The organism is Bacillus sp. PAMC26543 (assembly GCF_014250375.1).
Classification (GTDB): Bacteria; Bacillota; Bacilli; order Bacillales; family Bacillaceae; genus Bacillus; species Bacillus halotolerans.
The window spans coordinates 2,954,794-2,974,765 of sequence record NZ_CP060193.1 but is presented as its reverse complement, the minus strand read 5'-3'; the positions used below and the strand labels follow the sequence as shown (position 1 = coordinate 2,974,765).

General features: G+C 46.6%; 22 protein-coding genes, 1 pseudogene and 1 riboswitch. Of the genes and pseudogenes, 8 read left to right on the top strand and 15 right to left on the bottom strand.

The genetic code is table 11. The features are described from left to right. Positions 1–5: 5 nt before the first annotated feature. The gene (locus H7F27_RS15055; protein WP_185848096.1) at positions 6–614 is read right to left on the bottom strand and encodes a LysE/ArgO family amino acid transporter; all 609 of its coding nucleotides are present in this window, start codon (positions 612–614) and stop codon (positions 6–8) included. A 116-nt stretch (positions 615–730) separates the two neighbouring features. Here H7F27_RS15055 and H7F27_RS15050 point away from each other — a divergent pair, with 116 nt between their 5' ends. Beyond that, positions 731–2,188, top strand: a complete 1,458-nt coding sequence (locus H7F27_RS15050) for a MocR-like pyridoxine biosynthesis transcription factor PdxR (RefSeq protein ID WP_185848095.1) — start codon at positions 731–733, stop codon at positions 2,186–2,188. Position 2,189: 1 nt separating this feature from the next. Here H7F27_RS15050 and H7F27_RS15045 read toward each other — a convergent pair whose 3' ends face one another. Next, positions 2,190–2,828: a pentapeptide repeat-containing protein gene (locus H7F27_RS15045; protein WP_024120865.1), complete on the bottom strand. Its 639-nt coding sequence runs from the start codon at positions 2,826–2,828 to the stop codon at positions 2,190–2,192. Between the two features lie 207 nt (positions 2,829–3,035). On the opposite strand from H7F27_RS15045, the gene H7F27_RS15040 reads away from it, so the two are divergent. Next, positions 3,036–3,839 (top strand): alpha/beta fold hydrolase, encoded by an 804-nt coding sequence (locus H7F27_RS15040; protein WP_059293068.1) that lies wholly within the window; start codon positions 3,036–3,038, stop codon positions 3,837–3,839. Positions 3,840–3,864: 25 nt separating this feature from the next. On the opposite strand, the gene cysC is transcribed toward H7F27_RS15040, so the two are convergent. From cysC to H7F27_RS15025, 3 genes are all read right to left on the bottom strand, one after another. After that, the gene (gene cysC, locus H7F27_RS15035; RefSeq protein ID WP_185848094.1) at positions 3,865–4,464 is read right to left on the bottom strand and encodes an adenylyl-sulfate kinase; all 600 of its coding nucleotides are present in this window, start codon (positions 4,462–4,464) and stop codon (positions 3,865–3,867) included. Then, positions 4,461–5,630, bottom strand: a complete 1,170-nt coding sequence (gene sat / locus H7F27_RS15030; RefSeq protein WP_185848093.1) for a sulfate adenylyltransferase — start codon at positions 5,628–5,630, stop codon at positions 4,461–4,463. Before sat ends, cysC begins: the two co-directional genes overlap by 4 nt. A 134-nt stretch (positions 5,631–5,764) precedes the next feature. Beyond that, entirely contained in the window at positions 5,765–6,475 is a 711-nt protein-coding gene (locus tag H7F27_RS15025; RefSeq protein ID WP_024120870.1) for a phosphoadenylyl-sulfate reductase, read from the bottom strand. Positions 6,476–6,675: 200 nt separating this feature from the next. Between H7F27_RS15025 and H7F27_RS15020 the strand changes: the two genes are divergently transcribed. Together H7F27_RS15020 and H7F27_RS15015 are read left to right on the top strand one after the other, a co-directional pair. Beyond that, on the top strand, positions 6,676–7,359 hold the full coding sequence (locus H7F27_RS15020; RefSeq protein WP_024120871.1) for a 2-phosphosulfolactate phosphatase: 684 nt from the start codon (positions 6,676–6,678) through the stop codon (positions 7,357–7,359). Next, entirely contained in the window at positions 7,356–8,114 is a 759-nt protein-coding gene (locus H7F27_RS15015; RefSeq protein ID WP_095713651.1) for a phosphosulfolactate synthase, read from the top strand. The genes H7F27_RS15020 and H7F27_RS15015 overlap by 4 nt, the downstream gene beginning before the upstream one ends. 45 nt (positions 8,115–8,159) lie before the next feature. Here the strand turns inward: H7F27_RS15015 and H7F27_RS15010 are convergent, their stop codons facing one another. The 7 genes from H7F27_RS15010 to H7F27_RS14980 all read right to left on the bottom strand — a co-directional run bounded on the left by H7F27_RS15010 (position 8,160) and on the right by H7F27_RS14980 (position 15,416). Then, positions 8,160–8,789 carry a YitT family protein gene (locus H7F27_RS15010; RefSeq protein WP_010333695.1) on the bottom strand — a complete coding sequence of 210 codons (630 nt, stop codon included), beginning with the start codon at positions 8,787–8,789 and terminating at the stop codon, positions 8,160–8,162. Positions 8,790–8,884: 95 nt separating this feature from the next. Beyond that, on the bottom strand, positions 8,885–10,000 hold the full coding sequence (locus tag H7F27_RS15005) for a mandelate racemase/muconate lactonizing enzyme family protein (RefSeq protein ID WP_101860829.1): 1,116 nt from the start codon (positions 9,998–10,000) through the stop codon (positions 8,885–8,887). 8 nt (positions 10,001–10,008) lie between these two features. Next, the gene (locus H7F27_RS15000) at positions 10,009–11,277 is read right to left on the bottom strand and encodes an MFS transporter (RefSeq protein WP_101860828.1); all 1,269 of its coding nucleotides are present in this window, start codon (positions 11,275–11,277) and stop codon (positions 10,009–10,011) included. A gap of 88 nt (positions 11,278–11,365) precedes the next feature. Then, a complete protein-coding gene (locus tag H7F27_RS14995) occupies positions 11,366–12,217 on the bottom strand; it encodes a GNAT family N-acetyltransferase (protein WP_185848092.1) in 852 nt (283 codons plus the stop codon). Between the two features lie 4 nt (positions 12,218–12,221). Next, complete coding sequence (locus tag H7F27_RS14990; RefSeq protein WP_101860826.1) at positions 12,222–12,671, bottom strand: GNAT family N-acetyltransferase; 450 nt, start codon at positions 12,669–12,671, stop codon at positions 12,222–12,224. A gap of 98 nt (positions 12,672–12,769) precedes the next feature. Further along, positions 12,770–14,608: a bifunctional homocysteine S-methyltransferase/methylenetetrahydrofolate reductase gene (locus H7F27_RS14985; RefSeq protein WP_185848091.1), complete on the bottom strand. Its 1,839-nt coding sequence runs from the start codon at positions 14,606–14,608 to the stop codon at positions 12,770–12,772. A gap of 90 nt (positions 14,609–14,698) precedes the next feature. Next, positions 14,699–14,817: riboswitch (SAM riboswitch) on the bottom strand. 107 nt (positions 14,818–14,924) lie between these two features. Beyond that, complete coding sequence (locus tag H7F27_RS14980) at positions 14,925–15,416, bottom strand: YajQ family cyclic di-GMP-binding protein (protein ID WP_044156433.1); 492 nt, start codon at positions 15,414–15,416, stop codon at positions 14,925–14,927. Between the two features lie 98 nt (positions 15,417–15,514). Between H7F27_RS14980 and H7F27_RS14975 the strand changes: the two are divergent. Continuing rightward, positions 15,515–16,413: pseudogene (locus H7F27_RS14975) on the top strand (S1 RNA-binding domain-containing protein). A 53-nt stretch (positions 16,414–16,466) separates the two neighbouring features. Here the strand turns inward: H7F27_RS14975 and H7F27_RS14970 are convergent. The 3 genes from H7F27_RS14970 to H7F27_RS14960 are packed head-to-tail and all read right to left on the bottom strand — an operon-like array spanning position 16,467 to position 18,504. Next, positions 16,467–17,051: a sporulation delaying protein family toxin gene (locus tag H7F27_RS14970; RefSeq protein ID WP_024120881.1), complete on the bottom strand. Its 585-nt coding sequence runs from the start codon at positions 17,049–17,051 to the stop codon at positions 16,467–16,469. Continuing rightward, positions 17,048–17,983, bottom strand: coding sequence for a sporulation-delaying protein SdpB family protein (locus H7F27_RS14965; RefSeq protein ID WP_024120882.1), 936 nt, complete (start codon positions 17,981–17,983; stop codon positions 17,048–17,050). The genes H7F27_RS14970 and H7F27_RS14965 overlap by 4 nt, the downstream gene beginning before the upstream one ends. After that, complete coding sequence (locus H7F27_RS14960) at positions 17,968–18,504, bottom strand: SdpA family antimicrobial peptide system protein (RefSeq protein ID WP_024120883.1); 537 nt, start codon at positions 18,502–18,504, stop codon at positions 17,968–17,970. The genes H7F27_RS14965 and H7F27_RS14960 overlap by 16 nt, the downstream gene beginning before the upstream one ends. 181 nt (positions 18,505–18,685) lie before the next feature. On the opposite strand from H7F27_RS14960, the gene H7F27_RS14955 reads away from it, so the two are divergent. Genes H7F27_RS14955 through H7F27_RS14945 form a run of 3 tightly spaced genes read left to right on the top strand, consistent with a single transcriptional unit; the run spans position 18,686 to position 19,930 of the window. Next, positions 18,686–19,033, top strand: coding sequence for a PadR family transcriptional regulator (locus tag H7F27_RS14955; protein ID WP_010333707.1), 348 nt, complete (start codon positions 18,686–18,688; stop codon positions 19,031–19,033). Next, positions 19,030–19,617 (top strand): HAAS signaling domain-containing protein, encoded by a 588-nt coding sequence (locus tag H7F27_RS14950; protein WP_101860823.1) that lies wholly within the window; start codon positions 19,030–19,032, stop codon positions 19,615–19,617. Before H7F27_RS14955 ends, H7F27_RS14950 begins: the two co-directional genes overlap by 4 nt. A gap of 19 nt (positions 19,618–19,636) precedes the next feature. Further along, positions 19,637–19,930 carry a DUF3784 domain-containing protein gene (locus tag H7F27_RS14945; RefSeq protein ID WP_101860822.1) on the top strand — a complete coding sequence of 98 codons (294 nt, stop codon included), beginning with the start codon at positions 19,637–19,639 and terminating at the stop codon, positions 19,928–19,930. Positions 19,931–19,972 lie beyond the last annotated feature (42 nt).

The following is a 19,972-nucleotide window of genomic DNA, read 5'->3' as shown; positions in this document are numbered from 1 at the left end:
TCCAGTTAACGAAAGATCGAGAACAAGAAATAGACGGCGGCAGTCCACATTACCACCGCAGAACATTTGTTTACGATCAACATAAGCCTGCCGCTCGTATCTATCGTCTGAAACAGCCGGCCCGCTATTGCAAGACTGATAAACCAAATCCAAGACACAGCGATGCAGGCGGCCATAAAGAGCCATTTCTCCAGTCCAGAATATTGTAAAGAGCTTGTACCGATGACGCCGACAGTGTCTAAAATGGCGTGCGGGTTTAACAGAGACACGGCTGCGGCAAATGCGGCTTGTTTCTTTGCTGTGAATATATTGTTTTCTTTGTCATCCGTTTTCGGACGGCTGTTCCATGTCACCCAGCCCATGTAAATGAGAAACAAAAATCCCACGGCCATCATTCCCGTCTCAAAAACAGGCACCTGCTGCACAATGACAGATACACCCGCAACCGCTAACACAATGAGCAGGGTATCGCAGACAGAAGCACTGATGACGGCTGGAAGCGCCAGCCAAATATGCCTTTGCCACGCTCCCTGCTGAAAAATAAACACATTCTGCGCCCCCAGCGGCAAAATTAAGCTGAAGGCCAGCACGATTCCGTGAATCATTGCATTCATGCTGAAAAACTCCTTTCACATCTGTTTTTCTCATAATAATAGAGAAGATTTTACATGTCTCCGGCCATTTGGTTGGTTTTGAAACCAGCCAAATGTATAATGTAAAAAAAGGGGGCTTGACGTTGTCACATTGGCAGCCAAGCCGTGAATCGGACATTCCGCTTCATCGGCAAATCGAACAATATATAAAAGAAAAAATTCTCCATGGCGAGTGGGCTGTAGGGACGAAAATTCCGTCGCAAAGAACGCTGGCGGATATGTTTCAGGTCAACCGAAGCACAGTGACATCGGCGATTGATGAACTCACGTCTCAAGGTCTGTTAGAGGGGAGAAGAGGCGGCGGCACAAAGGTAGTAAACAGCACATGGAGCGTGCTTGCGTCAGCTCCGCCGCTTGATTGGAGCACCTATGTCCGCTCAGGGATTCATCATCCCAATTCTTCTATCATTCAGGATATCAATAAAAACGAGGCGCGAGCGGATATCATTCGGCTGGGGACGGGAGAGCTTTCACCAGAGCTGCTGCCGGCTGAAACGATGCGCAGGATGTTTCAGCAAATCAATCCGCATGTTCTGTCTTTAGGATACGAACAGCCGAAAGGGAATATAGACCTGCGAGAGGCGGTGGCTGAGCATTTAAAAACAAAGCATATCAATGTGTCACCTTCAGCCATTTTAATTGTATCCGGCGCACTGCAGGCGCTCCAGCTCATTTCGATCGGGCTTTTAAAGCGGGACTCAGTCATTTTGACAGAAAAACCTTCCTATCTTCACTCTTTGCATGTTTTTCAATCCGCAGGGATGCGGCTTCGCGGTGTGCCGATGGATGAAGAAGGAATGCAGGCGGGGCTGATTTCAGCTTACCGGAAGCAATACGGTGGCCAGCTGCTTTACACGATCCCGTCGTTTCATAATCCGACTGGCATTGTCATGACAGAGAAGAGAAGGGAAGAGGTTGTCAGTCTGTCAAAAAAAGAGCAGCTGCCGGTCATTGAGGATGATGCGTACGGTGATTTGTGGTTTGAAGAACAGCCGCCGCTGCCGTTAAAGTCGATGGATCAGGAAGGCAATGTCCTGTATCTCGGCACGTTTTCGAAAACAGTAAGCCCCGGTCTTCGAATCGGCTGGCTGGCCGGCCCGGAACCAGTTATTGAAAGGCTGGCTGACATTAAAATGCAGACGGATTACGGATCGAGCGGCCTCTCTCAATGGGCCGCGGCGCAATGGCTGTCACAAGGATATTATGAAGAACACCTCGCTTGGGTAAGAAAGGAGCTGAAGAAAAGGAGAGACGCGGCACTTCAGCTTCTTCAGCAGTATGCAGGAGATATTGCCGAGTGGGAAATCCCAGCCGGCGGCTTTTATATATGGGTCACATTCCACAAACAACTGCCTGTCAGGCAGCTGTTTCTTGAATTATTGAAACAGCAGGTGCTGGTGAACCCCGGTTCCGTTTATGACGGCGAAGACCGGCACAGCATCCGGCTGTCGTATTCCTATGCGTCTCTTCAGGATCTGAAAATCGGCATCAAGGCGGCTGCAGATACAGCCCGCCGCCTGATGACGCAGGCTTAAGCTAGACGATGACAGCTCCCAGCGCTCTGGCAAAGGCCATTGCGTGCTCCGGAGCAATTTTGCAGCCCTTTAATTTGTCTAGTGAGACATGGATCTGTTCAAACCGGCAGGAACTGATGTCCACGTTTTGAAGTGACGTACCGGTAAAGTTGGCGCCCTCCAGTTCGCACGCATCAAAGTGTGTCTGCTGAAGCGCCATGCTGCTGCATTCACTTTGCAGAAGGACACAATGATGAAATAGAACGTGTTTCATACTCGAATAATAAAATGAACTGAATTGTCCGTGACATTCCTCGAACGATACATTCCGCAGCGTTGAGTCCGCCAGGTTCATCCCGACCATTTTCGATTGCTTGAATAAAGTTCTGTGCAGAACAGCCCCGCTGAAATCGGCGTTCGATACATCACATTTTTCGAAAATCACATCTGTCAGCTCAATAAAACGAAAGGAAACATCGATAAACACGACATTCCGAAATACGGTTTTTTCAATACAAAGCCTGTCTATGTCCTCACCGGAAATTGAACAATCTTCAAATAAATGCATGCTGATCACATCATCTGTTGCAGCCGTTTCATGAAAATCGGCAGCTTGCAGGTTTTCTGGTACGTACGGTTTTTGAATCGCTGTTTTATTCATCATTTGACATCCTTTACATTCCTGAATGACCTAAAGCCATCAGGATCAATTTCATTGATCGTTTCCGCGGATTGATACATATAGTAAAACGTGAAGAGCCTTTTCTGGGTGCTGCACCCCGCTTGTTTTGTAAGCATAAATGCAAAGCTTCCCGCACGTCAAGGCGTTTACAAGACGGGAAAGAAAAGGGAATAGGAGGAATGTGGAGTGGGGCATTACGTAAAAACCGAGGAGCATGTGACACTGTTTGTGGAGGATATCGGGCATGGAAGGCCTATTATCTTCTTGCATGGCTGGCCGCTGAACCATAAGATGTTTGAATATCAAATGAATGAGCTGCCGAAAAGAGGATTCCGTTTTATTGGCATCGATTTTCGGGGCTACGGTGATTCCGATCGCCCGTGGGAAGGCTACGATTATAATACGATGGCAGATGACGTGAAGGCCGTCATTTATACGCTGCAGCTTGAGAATGCGATTCTCGCCGGCTTTTCGATGGGAGGTGCGATTGCAATCCGCTACATGGCAAGGCATGAGAGCGCCGATATCGATAAACTGGTTTTATTGTCAGCGGCCGCGCCAGCATTTACAAAGCGCCCGGGCTATCCGTACGGCATGAGGAAACAGGACATTGATGACATGATTGAACAATTCAAAAGCGATCGGCCGAAGACGCTTGCTGACCTGGGAAGACAGTTTTTCGAGAAACAAGTTTCTCCGGAGTTCCAGCAATGGTTTCAGAATCTTTTGCTGGATGCTTCCTCTTACGGAACGATTCACTCAGGCATTGCGTTAAGAGACGAGGATCTCAGAAAGGATCTGGCGGAAATCAAGGTGCCGACACTCATCTTGCATGGCAGAAAGGACAAAATCGCTCCGTTTGATTTTGCCAAAGAATTAAAACGCGGCATAAAGCAGTCAGAATTGGTTCCGTTTGAAAACAATGGGCACGGGCTCTTTTATGAGGAAAAAGAAAAAATAAACAGCCTGATTGCGCAGTTTGCTAAATAAAAAAACCCGATCAATGTCGGGTTTTTTAAATGATGCCTTTGTGCTGCAATTTTTTGATGATCAAATCAGCTCCATCCGCAATGGAAGTTTGGTCAGATTCAATGATCAAATCGGGAGAAAGAGGCGCTTCATAGGGAGAATCAATCCCCGTGAAATGTTTAATGTCTCCGTTGCGCGCTTTTTTATAAAGGCCTTTCGGATCCCGCTGTTCACAAATCTGGAGCGGGCACTTCACATAAATTTCGAGAAATTCTCCATCGGGAAACAGCTCTCTGACCATATCCCGATCCTCTCTGAACGGAGAAATAAAGGCTGTTAAGATCATTTGGCCGCTATCGACAAACAGCTTCGCGACTTCCCCGATCCGGCGGATGTTTTCGATTCTGTCCTCAGCCCGAAAGCCGAGATCTCGATTCAATCCGTGGCGGATATTATCGCCGTCAAGAACATAACTCCGAATTCCCATGTGATAGAGCTTTTCATCTACGGCATTGGCAAGCACTGATTTTCCTGAGCCGGACAGACCGGTAAACCAAAGGGCGCAGCTTTTATGCCCGTTTAAGCTCTGTCTGTCAGATTTTTGGATCACCGCTGGATGCCAAACGATATTCGGGTTGTGTGTCATTCTGATCCCCCGCTGTTTCTCTGAATGGCAACAGGCTGCTGATGGAGCCCTTTTATCAGCACGCTTGCAACTTCGGGCCGGCTGAATTCTTTCGGCGGCTTTTTGCCTTGGCGGAGAAGCTCTCTCACTTTGGTGCCTGATAAATGGATGTGATCTCTCGCGCTGTGCGGACACGTTTTGGAGGTGCCCATATTTCCGCATTTCCGGCAGTAAAAGCTATGCTCAAAAAACAGCGGCTTGATGCCCAGCTCTTCTTCAGTGAATGATTTGAAAATGGTCTGTGCGTCGTACGTTCCGTAATAGCTGCCGACACCTGCATGATCGCGTCCGACGATAAAATGGGTGCAGCCGTAATTTTTGCGGACGAGCGCATGGAAAATCGCTTCACGCGGTCCGGCATACCGCATGGCGGCAGGGAACACCGATAACATCACCCGATCCTTTGGATAATACTGGTCAAGCAGTACTTGGTAGCTTTCCATTCTGATATCACTCGGAATATCATCTGATTTCGTTTCTCCTACTAGCGGATGAAGCAGCAGACCGTCGACGGTTTCCAACGCTGTTTTTTGAATATATTCATGGGCTCTGTGAACGGGATTCCGCGTCTGGAAGCCGACAATTGTTTTCCAGCCGAGCTTTTCAAAGGCCGTTCTCGTTTGTGCCGGCGCTGCATAAAACTGTTCGAAGGACTTATCGGGAAGGCGGCTGACAAGGATAGGCCCTCCAATACAAAAGTCCGGACGCTCCAGCAGTTTTTTTACTCCGGGGTGGGCGGGATCGTTTGTTTTATAAACAGACAGCGCCTCCTGTGTTTTATCTGGCTGATAGATATCGGTCACTGTCATCATGCCGTACGTCACGCCGTGTTTCACAAGCTTCACGTGATTTCCGACAGACAGCTGTTTGGCTGTTTCTTCGCTGACAGGCAGCGTAATAGGCAGGCTCCACGGCAAACCGTTCGCCAGCCTCATCTCTTTCACAACGGAATGATAATCTTTTTCTCCCAAAAAACCTGTTAACGGGCTGTAGCCGCCGATCGCGATAAGCTCGAGGTCGCTCAGTGCCAGCTGATCAAGCTCAGCTTCGCAAGTGCAGCCATCAAAAGTGCATGCGGGATCGAAGCGGTTGATTAACACCCCTCCATGGGGCTCGATTGCATTCACGTGCTTAACCTCCATCTTTGCGTTTTACATTGTTTTTTAATAGTCTGCCATTTCTTCGCTGGACGGGCTTTCTCATCAATAGAAAATGTAGATTGAAACCTGCCGGCGCTTCCATTCTCACGACATACGGTCTTTCATTCCTGGTGCAGACCGCATTCAGTTTTCTCGCGTCCGGCCCATCTTCCCGCTCTCTCATCATTTGGGTTTGAAGAAGGCAATGTGCACATTTCACAGCCTATGCTCGGGTAATTTTGATCGTGCAGTTTGTTGTAAGGCAAATTGTGGAGCCGGATGTACGTCCAAACATCATCCCATGTCCAGTGAATGAGCGGACAGATTTTAATAAGCTTAAATTTCTGATCCTGATTGATGAATTGAATATGTTTTCTCGTCGGCGATTGCTCCCGGCGCAGACCTGAAATCCAAGCTGTCATGCCTGATAAGTGTTTTTGCAGAGGTGCGATTTTCCGTAATTGACAGCAGAGATTCGGGTTGTGTTTCCATAATTCATCGCCGTATTGCGCCGCTTGTTCTTTTAAGTTCAGCTCGGGTTCAAGCAGCTGGATCGTAAATGCCGGGTATTTTTGTTTGACGGCTTCGATCAGCTCATATGTTTCCTGAAAATGGAGCCCTGTATCTAAAAAGATGATGTGCGCATGTTTGTTGATCTTTGAAATTAAGTCGAGAAGCACCATCCCTTCAGCGCCAAAGCTGCATGCATACACGATCTTATCCCCGTATGTCCTGTAAGCCCATTTCAATACATCGAGCTCATCGATCAATTGGTCCGTCATCTCTTTTGCCAGCGTTTCGTTCCATGTGTCAAAGGTGATGTGTTCGTTCAATATTTTCCCCCCGTTTTGCATCTGTCTGTTTTTTATCTATTGATCGAGTTATAGGCAGACTATTCACTTTTGAGATAAAGGTTCAGGGTTTTTAGGTGTGCGGCCGCCTAAAATGAGGAGACGGAGGCGCGGCGGAACCAATAAGAGACCAGCTGAATATGCTTTTTAGCAAAATGGTTTTATGCCCAAGGAGAGGTATTATGCCGATTACCATTTATCAGGGGCATCATCATTCACTTGCCCCGGCAGATATCAATATCGTTATTGACGTCATTCGAGCCTTTACCGTGGCCCATTTTGCTTTTATCGGCGGGGCGAAAGAAATTCTCTTGGTCCGGACAACTGAAGAAGCTTTCAAGTTGAAAGAAACCTATCCGGATTATGTATTAACAGGAGAGGAAAAGGGGGTCGGAATCAAAGGATTTGATTTGGATAATTCTCCAAAACGTATGGCAGAGCAGGATATGGCGGATAAGCGGCTGATCCAGAAAACGACAAACGGCGTCACAGCGGCGTTAGGAGCGCTGAAGGCCAAGCATCTTTTTGTGACCGGATTTTCTAATGCCAGAACAACAGCGGAATATGTGAATAAGCTCGCTGCAAAAGATTGTGTGCTGAACATTGTGGCTTCCCATCCGTCAGGTGATGATGATATGGCGTGTGCGGAATATATCAAAGGCATCATAGAAGGGACGAATGGTGCGGCGGCCGAAGTGATTGAAAGAATCAAAAACTCATCCGTTGCGGAGAAGTTTTTTGACAGGAGCCAGCCGTTATTTGAACCGGAAGACATTGCGTACTGTACAAAAGAAATAATGGGCGATTTCGTGATGAAAGTAAAACAAGAAAGAGAAGTTCCAACGATTGAGAGGGTCATGATATGAATGATTTTTCACTAGAATTGCCAATGAGAACAAGTAAACCGAGGGAAAACGGACAGACCATTTTAATCGACAACGGCTACCCCTTACAGTTTTTCAAAGATGTGATAGGCGCGGCATCCGACTATATAGATTTTGTGAAGTTCGGCTGGGGCACTTCATTACTTACGAAAGACCTTGAAGAAAAAATCAGCTCCCTGAAAGAGCATGACGTGAAGTTTTTCTTCGGCGGCACGCTGTTTGAGAAATATGTAAGCCAGAATAAAGTCAACGAATTTCATCGGTACTGCACCTACTTCGGGTGTGAATATATTGAGATTTCAAATGGCACTCTCCCGATGACGAATAAAGAAAAAGCGGCTTATATTGCTGATTTTTCTGATGAATTTCTTGTGCTCAGCGAGGTGGGCAGCAAGGATGAGGAAGTATCAAGCTGCCAGTGCTCTGAGGAATGGCTTGAGTATATTCTCGAAGATATGGAGGCAGGCGCAGAGAAAGTGATTACGGAAGCAAGGGAAAGCGGGACAGGGGGGATCTGTTCCAGCAGCGGAGATGTCCGGTTTCAAATCGTTGATGATATCATTTTGTCGGATATTGATATCAGCAGAATGATATTTGAAGCACCGAACAAAACGCTCCAGCAAGGTTTTATTCAAAGGATCGGGCCGAATGTCAATCTGGCGAATATCTCATTTCATGATGCGATTGCTCTGGAGACTTTGCGCTTGGGGTTAAGATCCGATACCTTTTATTTGTAAAACAGCGGCTGCGGGGCTCTCTGTATCGGGAGAGCCTCTTGCCTATTATTTTTTATGACGGTACATAGGCGTAAGTATGGGAAGAGAGGTCAGGCGGATGTTATAGATGAAGTCGATGACTCTTGTTGATATCACTTGGCAAATCAGAGCTTGAATCACAATGCCCCAGGCAATAATTGATGCGGTAATCATAAAAATGATGCAATTCATAATGAGCAAGATGGTTCCCGGGTTTCCGCCCCGGTAAATTGAGATCATAAGAGCAAGGGCTCCAAACCCTCCGTTAGAAATTTTATATTTGTATAAAAGTCCGATGCCGAGTCCTAATAAAACAGCGCCGCTTGCCAAATCAAGCCACAGGTTTGAGGTGATGTCCGGAAAAATGACATCGAAGATCAATACCGATACAGAGGTGACGGTAATCGAGGCGAGAGTGCCGGTGAATGTTCTCATCTCCAGCCATTTTAAAGCAGTGAAAAGCATTGACACATTCACAGCCCATACCGAGAAGCCGTGGGGAATGTGAAACAAATGGTGCAATAAGACCGCAATACCTGCCGCCCCGCCTGTCGGAATATCATGCGGAAATAAAAATAAGGACATGCCGAGTCCCTGTAATACACCGCCTGTGACAATCATAAACGTGAGTTTTGCTTTCATCAGCAGTTCAGCCATTAAGTCATTTGCTCCTTTATGAAAAGACTTGTCCGCTGTTACCATTTTATGAGGCTGTCCATGATTTATGTCTATAAATAAAGGGATGGGACAGCTTAAAACGCTGAACCATCCCACATATACCGATTGATGATCTCCATATTGATCTCTTTGCCGATCCCTGTTCCTTTCGGGAGGTGCACGATACCTTTTGAAGGCTTAAGGCTGATCAGTTCTGTAAAAGGATTCTCCATTACGTCCCACTCAATCGGTTCAATTTGGTCGTTCTCCATTTTTGACCACGGAGGCAGACAGGCCTGCGCAAATAAAGCATAAAGCCGGGAAAGAGCACCGTCATAGGCATGGGCAGACGCTCTCACACCGAAATAACGCGCGAGCTGGAGGCAGTCGCGAAACTCATCGATTCCATTGACATGCATGACATCAGGCTGAATAATATCCAGGCAGCGCTGTGAGAGGAGAGGCGCAAATTGTGCCGCGCCTTTCATATTTTCTCCGCCGGCGACAGGAACGGATAAACGGCTCCGCAGCAAAGTGTAATCCTGCGGCTGGTCAAAAGGCAGAGGCTCTTCCAGCCAGCTAATATTGGCCCATTTCGAAAAAAGACGCTCCCACTTTAAAGCTGCTGCTGTATCGTAGCTTTGGTTTGCGTCCAGAATAATAGAAACAGAGCTGCCGGCCGTGGTTTGCAGGGCAGTGATATGCCGCACATCTTCCTCAAAGGTTGTCCCGCCAATTTTGACTTTGATTTGATTGAAGCCCTGTTTCAATTGAACTTCAACATTCGTAAGCGAGCTGCTGATCCATTGCGGCTGGTCTGAATATGATTGGAAAGAGGCATATACAGGGAGTTCTTCTCTGTACCGCCCGCCCCACATGTCGCATACGGAACAACCTGCTGTTTTTGCCGCAATCTCCGTCAGTGCCATACTTACAGCCGATGCCGCCCGCTGATGCCATTTTTTGATTGTGCGCACTAAAGGCAGGCGGCTGCCTGCCTGTTTACCTAAGAGATAGGGAATGATTCGTTTTGTGAAACCGACATGCAGGGCCGGGAGCCAATCCGCGCACTCTCCCCAGCCGTCAATGCCGCTTTCTGTGATAATTCTGATCAGATAGCATGTCCGGTATTGTTTAAATCCGTTTGCATCTCCGTAAGGTTTCTCTAATCGGTGCAAGAGCGGAAAGGTCTCGATCCGTTCGATTTTCAAACCGGACGCTACCTTTCCTCAGCCGGCTGAAGCCGATTGCCATTCATTGCAGGCTCTTCGGTTTCATTCGTTTCTTCTTTATTTTGTTTGACATGAATCAGCGTAAGCACAAGAATACCGACAACCAGTGTCAAGCCCGCAATGCTTAAGAACATGCCGGGTCTTGACCACTGCATCAAGCGCCCGAAAATAGGAGGCCCGATCGCCACCCCCAGAAAACGCACTGATCCGTACAGCGATGTCACAAAACCCCGTCGTTCTTTGCCGACAGCGCCTGTGATAAAGCTGTTAATACAAGGAAGGACAAGGCCTGAACCGATACTGCTCAGCACGAGAACGCTGATAAACAGGACAAGATTTTCAATGAATGACAGTGCCGCGTAAGACACAGTCATAAACGCTAAACCGATGACGATCAGTTTTTTCATTAACGATTGCTTTTGTCCGATTTTGCTGCCCGTCGTATAGGATGTCACACACATGACCAAAAGGGGAATCGCCAAAATCAGCCCTTTTTTGACGCCGTCTGTATCGTATGTTTTTTCCAGTACGTCTGATAGGTAAAACAAAATGCCGAATAAGGTAAACAAACAGGTAGCCCCGGCTAAATAAGCGGTAAACAGCCATCTGCCTTCATGCTTAAATACACTTAACAGCCCTTTTGCATATTTTCCGATAGGAGGCGGTTCTTTTTCTTTTTCCTTTTCTTTAATAAAAATCCAAGTCAGCACGATTGAAATGATACAAAACACAGGAAAGGCAAAAAATGCGCCATACCAAACGATCAGGGCGATAAGTGAGCCAATAATCGGCGATAGAACTTTCCCCATTCCGTTTGACGCTTCAACAAGGCCGAGCACTCTGCTTTCCTGCGCGCCTTTAAATAGGTCCGCTGACAGCGCCATCGCAATCGGTCCCGTTCCGGCTGCTCCGATACCCTGAAGAGCCCGGCCAGCCATGACCCACGGATAAGCATTGTCAAAAAAACCTGCCGCAAACCCGGCCAGCAATCCGCCTGCTCCATACAAAAATAAGCAGGGAATAATGATGATTTTCCGTGAAAACCGGTCTGCGAGATAGCCGACAATCGGAATCGCAAACGCCGCAATCAGGGAAAACACCGTGATCACGAGACTGACTTGAAATTGGGATAAATGAAGTTCAGATTTCATTTTTGGCAGTATAGGAATAAGCATAGAGTTTCCAAGGGTTAATATTAAAGGGATTGAACCGATAGCTACAATCGTCATTCCGTTATTTTGTTTTGATGTTTCCATCTCAAAGCACACTCCTTTTCTTCTGCTTAGAGTGTCCCTGAAGGCATTAAAAAAACCGAACAGAATCTTCCTGTTCGGGTAAAAAAGGTTAACCGAGCGCCTGTGAGATGACAGCGAATAATTGTCTGTTTCGTGCAGGCAGCATCTTTTTTTGGTACATCATAAGCGGGGGCTCATCGTCTAAGTGAAATCCCATTGCTTCCAGGCTGTCATGCAGAAATGCGTTGGCACCAGGCACGTCGATTCGCATCGGTCCTTGTTTTCCTGCGGCCAGCCTGTTGACCAATACAGCAGCGAGACCCGGTGACGGTGCGATAAGCGGGCCTAATTTCAGATTGGCCGGTGTCTGTACAGATAAGCCATAGCCAATGAATTCGCCTTCAATATTTCTGGCAATTACACATTCCGCTGATTGAGAGATCAAATGATGCAGGAGTGCTGCTCTGTCTCCGCCAAAGGCGGCTTGATCAGCCGCGATTAATTCCGGAAAATCCTTTTCTGTAAAAGATGTCAGTTCAATGTCATGCTGCTTTGTAAGCGGCTTGAAGCTTTGACAGCTGTATTTGCGGATTGAATCCGCTGTTTGAAATCCGGCTTTTTCATAAAGCGGCAAACCTTCCTTCGTGGCGCAAAGCATGATGGCGGTGTTTTCATCGACTTGGCTGATACACGCGTTCACCATACGCCGCCCCAGACCTCGCCGTTTGTACTCGTTGTCGACGATAACAAGTCCGATAGAAGCAAGTCGGCCATACAAAAACAAACCGATGCAGGAGATGATGTCTCCTTGGCTGTTTTGATACCCGAAGAAGCGTCCATGTTTTACAAGCAACTGCAGCTCTCGTTCGCCGTAATCCGGCCACCCGGCTTGCCGGCACAGACGCAATAGGCCGGGCGCATGTTTTTCAGTAAGCTGAATCAGCTCAATTGCTGAATGCATGTCATCACCTGCTTGTTCCTGTTTTTTTGTACATCACAATATGGGTGCCAATGCCGGAAATCTCAAACGGCTCGCCAAGTTCTTTCCAGCCAAGCTTTTCGTAATAGCCTTTCACATGGTATCTTGCGTTGCACCAGACCGCCTGCACGCCCATATCGGCCAGCTTCTGCTCCGCGTATGTGATCAGTGTGCTTCCGGCTTTTTGATCACGGTATTCTTCGAGCGTTGCCATGCCTCTAAGCCGATATGCGGGTGAATCAGTCAATAGCGGCTGATTTTCGGGAGAAAAGGAAGCGATGCTGATCAGCGTTCCTTCAAAAAAAGCGCCGAGATGGAAAGAGCCTTCTGCTTGATCCTGTTCATATTTGCATTGTTCAATTGATTGATGGGGACGCAAAATGCGGTTCCTGATTTCATATGTATCCTCTGCGGGTATGGTTTTCACTTCAAGCATGATGTTCCTCCTCCTATGTGATTTATTTTCTATATCGTAACACGAATCGGGTTTGAAAAAGACTGCCCAATTGGTTCGGACAGTCTTAGAAAGCGATGTTAATGCAAATAAATATTCTGACGCTGTTCATCTTTTTGCTTAATGTAAGAAGTAAGTTCCGACGTCAAGTCAGATCTGAGAAAAGGCGTGATTAAATAGATGCCGTTAAACAGCTCGCAGGCAGTATCCAGCAGGGAGCGTGCAATCGCAAGGCCTTCCGCCTTTTGTTTCTCTTTATCTTCGCCGGCGCGCGCCATTTTTTCGCGTATGGAATCGGACAGCTTGATGCCGGGAATTTCGTTATGGATAAACTCAGCGTTCCGGCTGCTTGTCAGCGGCATAACGCCGATATAAATCGGAGTCTTCAAATGCTTTGTTTCATTATGAATATCGACAAGCTGCTGCTCCGAATAGACGGGCTGTGAGATAAAATAATCAGCGCCGCAGTCTATTTTTTTCTCCAGCCGTTTTACGGCTTTATCGAGATGGCGGACGTTTGGATTAAAAGCAGCGGCCACTGAGAAATTGGTTTTCTTTCCGAGCGGTTTTCCGGACAGAGACAGCCCTTCATTGAACTGTTTAATCAGCCTGATTAAATCAAAGGATGTTAAATCATAGACAGACGTTGCACCCGGGAAATCACCGATTTTAGAAGGATCGCCGGTAATCGCCAGCACATCATGCAGCCCTAATGTGTCGAGTCCCATTAAATGTGACTGGAGTCCGATAATGTTTCGGTCCCGGCATGTAATATGGACAAGAGACCGCATATCGAGCTGCTGCTTGACAAGGGCGCCGCAGGCAACATTGCTGATCCGCGGGGTTGCCAGTGAGTTATCGGCGAGCGTCAGGGCATCGATTCCCGCTTCTTTTAATTCGGCAGCGGCGGACAGAAATTTGTCAAAGCTCAATTTCTTCGGCGGGTCCAGCTCAACAATAATTGAGCGCTTTTCCGCAGCGATTTCATTTAATCCCGGCTCTGTCCGTTCGTGCTGAACAGTCACCAATTCCTTTGCCCGAACCTTTACATGCTTTTCCGTAACAGGGACGAGACCGCCCACAGCTTCTGCCATAGCCCGGATATGGTTTGGCGTGGTGCCGCAGCAGCCGCCGATAATCCGCGCGCCTTGCTTGCGGAACTCAGCCGCGCTGTTTTGAAAATACTTGTCGGCAGTTTCATATACAAGGCGGCCTTCTTCGAGTGAGGGGAGGCTGCTGTTCGGGTAGACAGATAAAAACACGTCATCAAAAATCGGCACTTCACTGAGCGCTTCAATCATGTGGTAAGGGCCGAGCCGGCAGTTAATGCCGACGATATCGGAACCGAGATCCGCAACCGAGCGCAGCGCATCAGAAAGCGGCGTTCCATCCTGAAGTACGCCTTGCTCATGCATGGATACATTCAGCATAATCGGGAGATTGGTTTCTTTCCGGGCGATTTTCAACACTTCACGGGCTTCTTCCAAATCATAATACGTTTCTAACAGCAAACCGTCCGGCTCTTCATGCAGCAGTAAGTACAGCTGTTCGCGAAAGCTTCGTTTGATTTCGTCAAGGCTGTACGCATTTTTGTTAAACGTGCGGATGCCGCCCATCGTCCCGAGCACATACGCATCGCCGGCGGAAGCCCGCGCGATTTTTACTGCCTCCTGATTCATTTTTTTGATGTCATCTTCAAGGCCGTGTCTCGATAATTTAATATAGTTCGCTCCGTACGTGTTGGTTTGAATGATGTTTGCTCCCGCTTCGACATAGGCTTTATGTATACGCTGAATTTCCTCAGGTTTTGAAAGATTGAGCTCCTCAAAGCACCTGTCTATTCCGAAGGAGTAAAGCAGCGTGCCCATTGCGCCGTCACCGATTAACACCTGTTTCTTCAAATCTTCTAAAAGTCCCATTGTCTGCCTCCTTTATTCACATTCAGCAAGGAAAAAAGAGAAATAAAAAAAGTCCTCTTAAGAAGAAGACTTTGTCAGTGATATTGTCTCTTCTTATCTTCCAAGCTGTTCGAGCTTGCTGGATTTAGCACCTTGGTCATGGCAATGCGCCATTTACACCGGTTGCTGAAGCTTCGTCGGGCCAGTCCCTCTGCTTCTCTTGATAAGAACGGATATGAAATTTTACATGTTCAGGAGCTGCCAAAAGATGCCTGGCATTTTCCCTTTCTCCAAATTTACCGAAAATAAAGACAATAATCAATAGGAATCAGAAAATTTATCTGAAATTTATAAATTGAACGTCAATTGGCAGATCAGCACCTCGAACGGCTGCGATAACCTGCTGAAGATCATCCTTGTTTTTTCCGGTGACACGCACTTGATCATCCTGCACTTGAGACTTTACTTTCAGTCCGGAGTTTTTGATGATGGTATTGATTTTTTTGGCGTTGTCTTTGTCAATCCCTTGAACAAGCTTTGCGCGCTGGCGTACGGTGCCGCCGGACGCGTTCTCAATTTTGGCGTAATCAATGTTTTTTGTCGGCACGCTGCGCTTAATCAATTTGCTGACAAGCACATCCTTGAGCTGGCTTAATTTGAATTCGTCATCGGAAACAAGAACAAGCTCTTCTTTATCTAATGAAATGTCACTTTTGCTCCCTTTGAAGTCATAGCGTGTGCTGATTTCCTTCAGTGCGATTTGAATCGCGTTTTGCACTTCAGGGAGTTCCACCTTGGATACAATATCAAATGAACTTTCTTTTGCCATATGAAAACCTCCATAACATTTAACTTATGTGTTGATTATAGTAGAATAAAGAGAAACTTCCAACAGAACAAAGAATCAATTTGTGATGATTGGAAAAAATGTTAACAAGATCCGCAGTGAAATCAGCGGGAAGAGGAAGGACGATAGCATGAGACCAGGGCAGCAATTAACCTTGAGTATAGATCACGAAACGGACTTCGGTTACTTTTTAACCGATGGAGAAGATACGATTCTCTTACATAACAGTGAAGTGACAGAGGATATAGAAGATAGAGATGAGGTAGAGGTCTTTATATACGTTGACCAGCAGGAACGGCTTGCAGCAACGATGAAAATTCCGGTCATCAGCGCTGATGAGTACGGATGGGTAGAAGTGGTGGACACGGTAGATGATATGGGCGTATTCGTCGATGTCGGCCTTTCGAAAGACGCGCTTGTCGCAACAGAGCATCTGCCGCCGTATGAAGATGTCTGGCCGCAAAAAGGGGATAAGCTCTACTGTATGCTGAAGGTGACAAATCGGGGGCGCATGTTTGCCAAACCCGCACCGGAGGACATCATCAGCGAGCTGTTTACGGACGCTTCAGACGATCTGATGAATAAAGAGCTGACCGGAACGGTGTACAGGCTGATCGCTTCAGGATCGTTCATCATTACGGATGACGGAATCCGCGGTTTTATTCATTCATCAGAAAGAAAAGAAGAGCCTAGACTCGGCTCAAAAGTGACAGGACGTGTGATTCAAGTGAAGGAAGACGGCTCAGTGAATATGTCGCTTCTTCCGAGAAAGCAGGATGCGCTGTCTGTTGATGCCGAGTATATTCTTACGTATTTAAGAACGAGAAACGGCGCCATGCCGTACAGCGACAAAAGCCAGCCCGATGATATCAAAGAACGTTTTAACATGAGCAAGGCTGCCTTTAAACGGGCGCTTGGCCACTTAATGAAAAACGGAAAAGTGTATCAGGAAGACGGCTGGACATACGAGAAAAAATAGTGCATGAAAAAGGCTCACCTGCAGCAGAACTGCGGAGCGAGCCTTTTTTATTTCTAATTTAATTCATCAACCAGCGTTCTGATTGCCATTTCGCGATCCACATTGTCTGAAATCGCGATCGGCGTAATATCAATGGCAAGAATGACAAGAATCAGCGCACCGGCTGCGGCAACATAAGAAACATAATAGAAATAGTTAGCGGTATCGACCGTGTTGACGAGCTCGGCTTGAACTCTGGACGTATCATCCTTGGAAGCGGCGATGTCCTTTGCAGCTTCTACTTTTTCTTCAACGATTTGACCTGCTTTTTTCAGCAGTTCATCCACCTTCATTGCATCTTTGCTGTAAACAGCTTTCTTCAGATTGTCAAAAAAGTCAGCATCCTCTTTTTTGATATCAGCAACAACCTGATTGGCAAAAGCCTTTGCCTGTTTTGTGTTGAGCTTGTCAGTCATGGCTTTATTAAATACCTCTGGAAGCTTTTTGCCCACTTCACCCTGAGCAAACACAAACCCTTTAAAAATCTCTTCACCTGAATACTCAAGCTGCTTCGCCTGTGCTACACTTTCCTGCTGCTTCACCAAAAACACTGTCGTCACCAATACAACCGACAAAAATACAAGAAACGCCTTCTTCAAACTGAAACCTCTCCCTTCTTTTCTTTTTTATTCCACTTCAGTCTGCGTATATATGTAAATTGAAACGTGGAATCAATTGGAGTGAGATACAATATCAAAATGCCGGCCATGATGAGTGAAAAGCTGATTAAACCCAGCATAACCGCGAATATCTCGTGCATAAAAACAGCGATGATTAAAATCAATCTCCAATGCTTCTTCGGCGCGAACAGTGCCGCAAAGATGACAATCTGAACGAGAAGCGTCCCCCATGTCGGAATCACCACAAACGGACTTGATACAAACGGCTTCGTTAAAGCCTGAAAAAAGCCGTTGAAGCCGATGGTTTTTTCCTGGGCGAAATAATAGACGGCCGTTCCGTCCACCCATTCCTGCTGAGACAGCTTAGCGACAGTAGAGTGGAAGTAAAGTACCGCTACTTGAAGTCTGATGACAAAATAAGAAATAAAAGCTGTGATTTTACCAATTGTTCTTTGGCCCTCTGGGTCATCAGGCCTCCCGCTCCAATGCCATTTTCTCGGGTCAGTCAGCGTGATAGGAATCAGCAAAAATGTGATAACCGCGGCTGCCTGCTCGCCTCCGTCGATGACAATTAACGACGACTGCAGGCTGTAACTGACATACCAATGGAGAATCCCGGTGATTCTGGGGCGCCACCCGATCACAACAAGCACCAGAATGGCAATACAGACCCACCTGAACAGATTTAACATCATATAGTTATTTTCGCCGAGGCAAAAGAGACTGAGATTCATTTTACAAGCAGGGTAACTGCTGATTCCGCTGGCTGGCTTCATAATGAGGCTCGGATGATTGACAAGCAGCGTCAGCAGGCTGGATAAAGCAATAATGCTTCGCGCGAGTCCGTATACATTTGTCCACGGGTTTTTTTTGTCCCATCCGGTGATGGTCTGTTTTATGTTTTCGAGCATGAGATCACAACCTTGACTATGCTTTTTACCTGATAAGATGAAGCGGTGTATTTAGAATAGCTCCATGGAACGATGTCCTCTTTCGTCAAATAATAGCTGCCGCAAAGCAGCGGGCGGGGCGCCGGTGTTTGCAGCTGAACGGTTTTGGCTTTGCTTTTGCAGGCACTCAGGTCCGTTTCTTTACATTCTGTCCACTGTTCCTTGCCGACTTGGCTGTAGATCACGCCCATTTCTACGCCCTGCGATCGCCCATAACGATACAGGCCGAATAGATTATCAGCCCTCATATTAGGCCACCTGACCTTGGCGCTGGCATCTCCATCTTCATATAAGCCGATGGCGGTATCACGGGGGTTTTTGCTGAAAAAGCCCCAGCCTTGAGGAATGACGCTGGACATGAGAAATTTGGAGTCCTTTGTCAGCGGAATCGGGGTTGTCCCTAAGCTGCCAATGATTGAAAACAGAAATAAAGACCCCCAGAGGACTGAAAAAATGATAAAAAATGATATCGATTTCTGCATTCGACTGCTCCTTTTCAAACTGAAGAAATTCACTTTTCTTACTTTTCATAATATAAAAACATTTTTGTAATAAAAAGGTTAAAAAGTATGAGAAATTCCATTTTTGTTAATGGGGAAAATAGGACATTTTTCATAGCTATATGTCATTGATATATAGTGATTTTTTCGATATATTTAAACCATGAAAACGAATCAAATTAACGACCGCTGGATTGTTCAATTTCGCAAAGGGATTTTCGAGCTGGCTATTTTATCCCTGCTGCGCTCAAAACCGATGTATGGTTATGAGCTGACATCGTCCTTAAAAACAACCCCGGCACTGGCTATTTCAGAGGGTGCGATTTATCCGATTTTGAAACGGATGACGGAGAAGGACTGGGTCGAATTTTTTTGGCAAGATTCTTTGGACGGCCCGAAAAGGAAGTACTACAAAATGACGCAAAAAGGAGAAGAGATGTTAAAAGAACGGCTGGAGAAGTACCTGGAAACCCATCAAGCTTTATTGTCTTTATCGGGGGATTTGCTATGAATGCACAGCACATCATTGACCGCTATACGGAGGAACTAAACGCTGAGCTGGCGAATATGCCTGAAGTAGAGAGAGAAAATACGATAGCCGAATTGAAGGGCCATTTAACCGCTTTTGTACAAGACAGAATGAATGCCGGCCATAGTGTAGAGGATCTGCGGGAAGCTGTCGAAAATGAGTTTTCTCATCCGAAAGAGCTTGCCGAAGCGATGATGGGTGAAGGGGAGGAACAGAAACGGAGGGGTTCTGTGTTAGGAAAAAGCGGACTTTCAGTCTTTCTTATTGCTGTAATCATACTCCTGCCGCTGCTGCCGCCCTCATACAGATATGTGCCATTGGCTCTTTATTTGGCGGTGCTCGCAGGCTATGTGTGGAAGCGGAAGAAGTTAATGATGTTTGCGGGTGTAAGAAAAAACAAAATGCGCTCTCAACATGAGATTGTCACGATTTCTAGGGTCGGTGCGGGCTATCTGCTGTTTTTGGCTGTTCTGCTTCTTGTGCAGCCGCTCATCAATGCATTCGTCGTCCTTCTGCTGATTGTGGTTAGCTGTGCCGCTTTTTTTCTTTATTTAAACGTCAAGTAATGTTGTAGGAGGCTGTAATATGGAGATCAGCATCAATTATCTATTAATTGTCATTTCGCTTTTATTCTTTGTGGTAGCCTATTTTGTCGGGATCAAAAAACAGACGTGGATGCTGGCGGGTTTTAATGAGGCACGTATCCGGGATAAGGATCGGCTGGCCAGAATAGCAGGCTACTTTTTCTTGAATTCCGGTTTGTTCATTCTGCTGAACAGCTTTATCTCATTTCAAGGCCAGGAGCAGCTGATTCCGCCGCTTATTTTGGCATATGGCGCAGGGGTTATTATTTACGTGAATAAAAAACTGGCAGAATAGGAGCTGAAGGACGGAGCGAAACCTCTGTCCTTCTTTCTTTTT